Below are 6996 nucleotides of genomic sequence, written 5' to 3' on the forward strand. Positions count from 1 at the left end.
GCGGCGGAGGATCGGCGGACGCGGCAGGCCTGGGCTGAAATCGCCCAGGTGGTCCAGGGAACGCCAATTTCCTGCCCGTCGGGGGCCTCCATCGGAGCGGGTTAAAAATCCGCGATCCGAAGGCTTCCGGATAACGGCCGCGCGAAGCGTCTGACTTCGTCGAAACGGTACTCACAACTGCAAATCATCCGGGCGAGGCCCGGGCGCTTCGCACCCTTCCCATTAAGCTCAGCGGGTTTCCTGCATGAGGCGGCGAAGTCGTGCCGCCAAGGTCCTCCCCGTGTGGGGGAGGTGTCGGCGAAGCCGACGGAGGGGGGGAGTGATCGGCAGATGGCCGGATCAACGATCGACGATCCTAAAACTCCCCCCACCGATCGCTGCGCGATCGCCTCCCCCACAGGGGGAGGGACTGGTCCTACGTCCCTTCCTTCAGGAACGGCGCCACCGAGAACAGCTCGCGCTCTTCCTTGCGCGGGTCGTCGACCATCCTGGAGGTCACATCGAACACCATCGTCGCGCGCTGGGGCAGGGTGTACTTCCCCCAAGCCGGGATCGCCGCGCAGTTGGGATCACCTGTCCGCGCGAAGGCCAGGAAGGCCTCGCTCATCTGGTTGGCGACCTTGCGGGCGGCGGGGCCCGTGCCGGTCTTCGAACCCGGCTTGTCGAGATTGTCGAACACCAGGGCGATGTCGAAGCTGTGGTAGGCCCGCAGCTTGCCCCCGTCGATCGGCGAGCCGAAGTCCAGTTGGTACATCCAGGCCGGCGCGCCGATCCCGGCCCGCTGCTCGGCCTGTATCAGGTGACCCGGCCATGAGCGCCCGGCCGTCGTGGCGGCGAAGAACACCTCGGACGGCGTGTAGTCCGGATAGAGCTGGCGATAGCGGGCGATGACGACGCGCGGTTCGACGTCCAGCACCAGTTCGGGCGCCAGGCGCTCGGGCAGCTCCTCCCAGGTGATCGTGAAGTTCCGGGGATCGCCGCCGAGGAAGGCGCGGGTCTCGTCGTGGGTGTTGCCGATGATCATCGGGATGTGGGCGCTCTCTCGGGGCGCGTCCGGATAGAACGGATGGCGCGGCAGGACGCCGCCGTCCATCACCGACCAGAAGATGATCGAGCCCTTGCGCTCCAGCGGGTCGGGCGTCTTGAGGGCCGCGACCAGCTGTTCGACGGGCAGCTTGCGCAGCACGTCGACCTGGTCGGGCTTGAGACCCAGCTTCGCCATGAAGGCCTTGGCGCGGATCGTGGCGTGGATCGGGCCCATGGCGGTGACGTGCTGGCCGCTCATGGTGGCCACCTTGTGCATCAGGCCGCGCGCCGAGGGCATGGCCATCAGGGTGACGACCTTGCCGCCGCCGCCCGATTGCCCGAAGGCGGTGACATTGCCGGGATCGCCGCCGAACGCGGCGATGTTGTCGCGCACCCACTGCAAGGCCATGACAAGGTCCATGTTGCCGACGTTGCCGCTGTCGATCATGTCCGGCCCGCCCAGGTCGGCCAGGTAGCAATAGCCGAACACGTTGAGCCGGTGATTGACCGTGACCACCACCACGTCGCCGCGCTTGGCCAGTCTTACTCCATCATAGAGCGGGTCCGAGCCCGAGCCGTTGGCGTGGGCCCCGCCGTGCACATAGACCATCACCGGGCGTTTCTTGCCGTCGAGGGCGGGTGTCCAGACATTGAGGAACAGGCAGTCTTCGCTGGTGTTCTCCTGGATCTTGCTCTGCGGGCTGGCCGGGCCGTAGGCGAGGGCGTCGGCCACGCCCGTCCAGGGTTGGGGCGGCAGGGCGGGCATGAAGCGGCGCGGCGCGGTGTCGGCCCCGTAGCGCACGCCCTTGAAGACCTTGATCCCCTCGACCTCGGCGCCGCGCACCTTGCCGTGGCGGGTGGTGGCGATCGGACCCTTGGCGGCGGCCCCGACGGCGGGGGTGATCGCGGCCAGGCTCGCGGCGGCGGCTCCGGCCAGGACGGCGCGGCGATGGGTGGTCATGGATGCTTACTCCCCAGGCGTTTTCTTGACCCGCTCCGAGGAGTGGGCGGTTAGTCGGCGATGACCTCGGCGGGCGAGGCCTCGGCCATGCAGAGGTCGATGAACGACTGCAGGATCGGGCTGTCATTGTCCTTGCGCCAGGCCATGTAGAGCTCGACGGGCCGGTCGGGGGTGGTGGCCACGGGGCGGAACTGCACGTCGTCGAAGTGCAGGCTCATCGCCGCTTCCGGCACCAGGGCCGCGCCAAGCCCGGCATGGACCAGGGCCAGCATCGAATGGATCTGGGTGACGTGCTGGACGTAGTTCGGGGTCACGCCGTTGGCGTCGAACAGGGTGGTCAGCATGTTGTGGAAATAGCCCGCGCCCTCGGCCGAATACATGATCAGCGGGGCGTCGTCGAAATCTCCGAGGGTCAGGAAGGCCTTGGCCAGGCGGGCGTCGCCGGTGGGCAGGGCGGCGACCAGGGGCTCGGTCAGCACGCGGGCGGTGGCGAACTCGGCGCGCTCCATCGGCGGGCGGACCAGGCCGACGTCGATGCGGCCGGTCAGCAGGGCCTCGACCTGCTCGCGGGTGACCATCTCGCGCAGGGTCAGGTCGGCGTTGGGCAGCCGGGCCCGCGACAGGATCACCAGGCGCGGCAGGAAATTGTAGCCCGAGGCGGCGGTGAAGCCGATGGCGACCTCGCCGGCGTCGCCCACCGCGATGCGGCGGGTGGCCAGGGCGGCGCTCTCGGCCAGGCGCAGGATGCGGCGGGCCTCCAGCAGGAAGGCGCGTCCCGCCGGCGTCAGGCGCACCGAGCGGCTGGTGCGGTCCAGCAGGGTGACGCCCAGGATGCGCTCAAGCAGCTGGACCTGCCGGCTGAGCGGCGGTTGGGTCATGTTCAGGCGCTGGGCGGCGCGGCCGAAATGCAGCTCCTCGGCGGTGGCCACGAAGCAGCGCAGCTGACTCAGTTCGAACATCGGAAACCGCCCGCTCGTGATCCCATGGATCGACGAGGCTAGGCGATTGCCGGCGGGGGCGGTAGCCGTTCCCAGGGGTCTGACCCGGCTGACCGCCACATCGCCCATCGGATCGCGCTAGCCCCGGGCCGCGAGCCGTTGATCTCCGCCCTGGGCGCGGTCGATCAGCACCTTCAGCTCGGCGCGCTCGCTGTCGGTCAGATCGGTCAGCGGCGTGCGCACCGGACCGGCGTCGCGGCCGATTACGCTCATGCCGGCCTTGACGATCGACACCGCATAGCCGCGACCGCGATTGCGCAGGGCGATATAGGGCAGGACGAAATCGCGCAGGCCGGCCATGACGGCGACCTGGTCCTGGGCGCGGACCGACTTGTAGAAGTCCAGCGCCCACTCCGGCATGAAGTTGAAGATCGCCGAGGAATAGGTGGTCACGCCCATCTGCAGATAGGGCAGGGCGAAGGTCTCGGCCGTGGGCAGGCCGCCGATATAGGTCAGGCGGTCGCCCATCCGGGCATAGACCCGCATCATCAGTTCGATGTCGCCGACCCCGTCCTTGAAGCCGACCAGGTTCGGGTTGCGGTCGCACAGCTTCTCGAGGGTGTCCTCGGTCAGGATGGCGTTGTCGCGGTTGTAGACGATCACGCCCAGCGGCGTGGCCTTGCAGACCGCCTCGACGTGGGCCGCCAGGCCCTCCTGGGTGGAGTTCATCAGATAGGGCGGCAGCAGCAGCAGGCCGTCTGCGCCGGCGGCGTGGGCCGCCTTGGCCAGGTCGACCGCGATGGCGGTGCCGTAGCCGCAGCCGGCCACGACGGGGATCTTGCCGGCCGTCTCCTCGACGGCGGCCTTGACCACCTTGGCCACTTCCGGCGGGGTCAGGGAGAAGAACTCGCCGGTGCCGCCGGCCGCGAACAGGCCCGCCAGCTCATGCTGAAGCATCCAGGCGCAGTGCTCGCGATAGGGGGCCTCGACGAACTGATGCTGGGCGTCGAAATGGGTGACGGGGAATGACAGGAGTCCTCCGCCAATCTGCTTGGCCATCTCGGACGGGGTCATTCTGGTCATACATTCCTCGCTCGTCGTCGGTCCTTGTCGCCCGCGAGGCGTCGCGGCGTCCTGGCCGCGTGACCGTTCACTGAGTGGAACCTATGGCGGCGCCGGCGGCCGGTCTAAGCCAAAGGCGCTATCGACCGATGCGGCTTTTGGCTTGATGACCTCGATGCGGGCGCCTCAAGCGCCTCGGCGATCCTGGTCGCCCCTGTGGGCGGCGTGGAAATCGTTGGGCCAGCGGAAGTTGGTGTGGGTCAGGGTGACGCTGAAATCCAGCGCCGTGACCTGGTGCCACCAGCCCAGGGGGATGAACAGCGCCTCGCCCGGCCCGAGGATCACCTGATGGACGTTCAGGCCTTCCACGGCGGGAAAGCGCTCGACCAGCCCCGGCTCGGCCAGATCGCGGATGCGGCTGTAGACGTGATGGTCGTTGTAGAGCCGCGGCGTTTCCGACGGCGCGACCAGCAGCAGGCGCTTTCGGCCCTGAATCTGCAGCAGCAGGTTGTTGGTCAGGTCGTGGTGCAGCGGCGTGAACGAACCCGCGGGGCCGATCCACGGCATGCCGTGGGGTTGCGCGCCGTCGCGGACCAGCAGCTTGTCGATGAAGCCCAGGTCCTGTTCGAGACAAGCCAGGGCGGCGGCGTTCCGCGCTGAATTGTAGGCGGTCAGATAGGCGTCGTTTCCGGCCCCTGGTCGCGAGATCAGGTCGATGAAGGCCTCGAACGGCAGGCGCTCGGTGTGGGCCTCCATGCGGCGTTCGAAGTCCGGGTCGGCGGCGCGCCGGGTCTGGACCTCGACCTGGGCCGAACCGACCGCGCGCCGCAGGTAGTCCGGCGTCCAGCGCTCCAGGGCGGGCCAGCCGGCCATCTCGCCGGCCAGGACCACGGGCCGGTTGGCCGCGTAATGGGCTTCCAGGAATTCGTCGGCGCTGACCCCGGTCTTGCGGGGAATGGTCTTGCGGTCCGAGAGGCCGCGCAGGCGCTCCAGCGACTGGGCGATCCACGCCATCTTGCCCGGCGGGGGACTCGGATCGGGCGCCTCCGAGGCCAGCCCGGACTTGGCGTCGTGGAACGCCTCCGCGCCGGCGAACTCCGACAGCCGCAGCTTCGGACAGTGGTCCGGCGCGCCCGGAGCCCCGTCGGCGTCGACGCCGCGATAGTAGAACTTCTGCCAGTGGTCGGCGGGCGCGGACGGCGGATGGGCGGCGACGCTGGCGTGGAAGGCGTCGCGCGATCTGCTCCAGGTCTCGAACCGGGTCTTCAGGTCGGGCGCTTCGTCGATGGGGGCGATGCGCGGCGCGACGGCCTGGACGAGGCCTCGCTCCACCGGGAAGAAGAAGCAGAACGGCTCGTTCTCCTCGAACCGCACCCGATGGCCGGGGCGGGTGAACCGCCAGTTCATGGTGAAGGTGAAGGGCGACCAATCGGTTTCGATCAGGCCGCTCAGGGGAGCGATCCCGTCCTTCATGGCGTTGGGCGAGCCGCCGACCCACAGGTTGAAGCCCTCCGACGTGCGCAGCAGGCCGTCGACATGGAACGTCAGCACGCCCTGGCCGAACAGCGCGACCGGCGCCTTGCCGGGCGGGGTTCCGGCGTCGGGCCGCACGACCACGTCGTTCACCGCGGAGCCGCCGTTCCATTCGGCCTCGAAGCCGCAGGGGCTGAGGACCTCCCAGCCGTGGGCGTTGGCGATGTTGAGTGGCAGGCAGCGATAGGCGAACGAGTCCGGCGTGTCGTCCATCCACGGCCGTCGCGACGAGGCCGAGCGGATCCTCGGCGTCCATCCCGGATAGACGTAGCAGGTCAGCTCCATGCCGCGACCTCCGCCTGACCGGTCACCAGTTGAACCGGACCCCCAGCTTGCCGGAATAGGCGTGTCCTTGGCCATCGAGATCCCACTGATAGGCGGCGTTTAGGTAGATCACCGAGCGTTCCGACATCTGGCGGGTGAGGCCGCCGTTGAGCTCCAGCCAGTTCTTGCCGGTATCGGCCAGGAACGAGACGTCGCCTTCCTCGGTCTGGAAGGTGGTCCTGGGCTGGTCGAGGAACTCGTGCCACAGGTTCAGCCGGCCCCAGCCGGTGGTCAGCCGCGTCTCGCCGCTGTCGATCTTCCGACTCCAGGTCCGGGCGACGCGGACGCCCAGGCGGCCGACCAGGCTGTCGGTCTGGTCGAACCGCAGGGGCCCGCCTTCGTCGCGTCCCTTGCCGCCGTGGAAGTGCTGGTAGATCAGCTGGCCTTGGGGCTCGACGATCCAGTCGTGCTTCTGGTGGAACGGCTTGCCGCCTTCCAGCGACAGGGCCAGGGCCTTGGCCGTGCCCTTCAGTTCGGGCAGCCGCACCGACTGGGCCTTGGCGTCGAACCAACTGAACTGGACCACCCCGTCCAGATAGGCGCCCTTTTCCCAGAAGCGTGTCCAGTAGGCGCCCAGCGACCAGGCGTCGACCCGGTCGTGGCCGGCGACCCGGCCGTCCCAGTTGCGCACCTTGCCCTTGGCCTGGCCCATCGCGCCGTAGACGCCGGCATGGTCGCGCACCCCGTCCTCGTCCTCGCGCCGGTAGAGGTCGGCCCCGACCTGGAAGGCGTAGAGCTGGTAGTCGATGCGTGGGCCGCGGTCGCCGTAGATCCCCTGGCTGTCGCCGTCGCGGCGGCCGCCGATGGCCATGATCCGCCCCCAGGCGCCGTTCAGCGTCTCGTCGTCGTCCGGCTGCTGGCGGCCGCGCAACTGCTCCTCCTCGCCGACCCGCTCATGCAGGGTGTCGATCGCCGCCCGGCCGTAGAGCTGCGCCAGGGCCGGCAGGGCGGCGTAGAGCGAGACCTCCGACCGGATTTCGACCGGATGCACTGGCGTCGGGGTCGGCGTTGGCGTGGGGGTCGGGGTTGGAGTTGGAGTTGGAGTTGGAGTCGGCGTGGGTGTTGGAGTCGGCGTTGGCGTTGGCGTTGGCGTTGGAGTTGGAGTGGGGGTCGGGGTTGGAGTTGGTGTCGGTGTCGGCGTGGGTGTTGGAG

Annotated in this window: 5 protein-coding genes; all 5 read right to left on the minus strand. The window is 69.0% G+C overall.

Translation table 11 applies throughout. The features are described 5' to 3' along the window. Positions 1-415: 415 nt before the first annotated feature. Complete coding sequence (locus AC1DYP_RS24625; protein WP_477048540.1) at positions 416-1987, minus strand: carboxylesterase/lipase family protein; 1572 nt, start codon at positions 1985-1987, stop codon at positions 416-418. A gap of 50 nt (positions 1988-2037) precedes the next feature. Continuing rightward, positions 2038-2946, minus strand: a complete 909-nt coding sequence (locus tag AC1DYP_RS24630) for a LysR substrate-binding domain-containing protein (RefSeq protein WP_477048541.1) — start codon at positions 2944-2946, stop codon at positions 2038-2040. A gap of 117 nt (positions 2947-3063) precedes the next feature. Continuing rightward, positions 3064-4008, minus strand: a complete 945-nt coding sequence (gene kdgD, locus AC1DYP_RS24635) for a 5-dehydro-4-deoxyglucarate dehydratase (protein WP_477048542.1) — start codon at positions 4006-4008, stop codon at positions 3064-3066. A 165-nt stretch (positions 4009-4173) separates the two neighbouring features. Beyond that, complete coding sequence (locus tag AC1DYP_RS24640; RefSeq protein WP_477048543.1) at positions 4174-5805, minus strand: DUF6065 family protein; 1632 nt, start codon at positions 5803-5805, stop codon at positions 4174-4176. 22 nt (positions 5806-5827) lie between these two features. After that, a partial coding sequence (locus AC1DYP_RS24645) for an autotransporter family protein (RefSeq protein WP_477048544.1) occupies positions 5828-6996 on the minus strand: 1169 nt, incomplete at its 5' end.

Source organism: Caulobacter sp. P1_D6 (assembly GCF_056406095.1).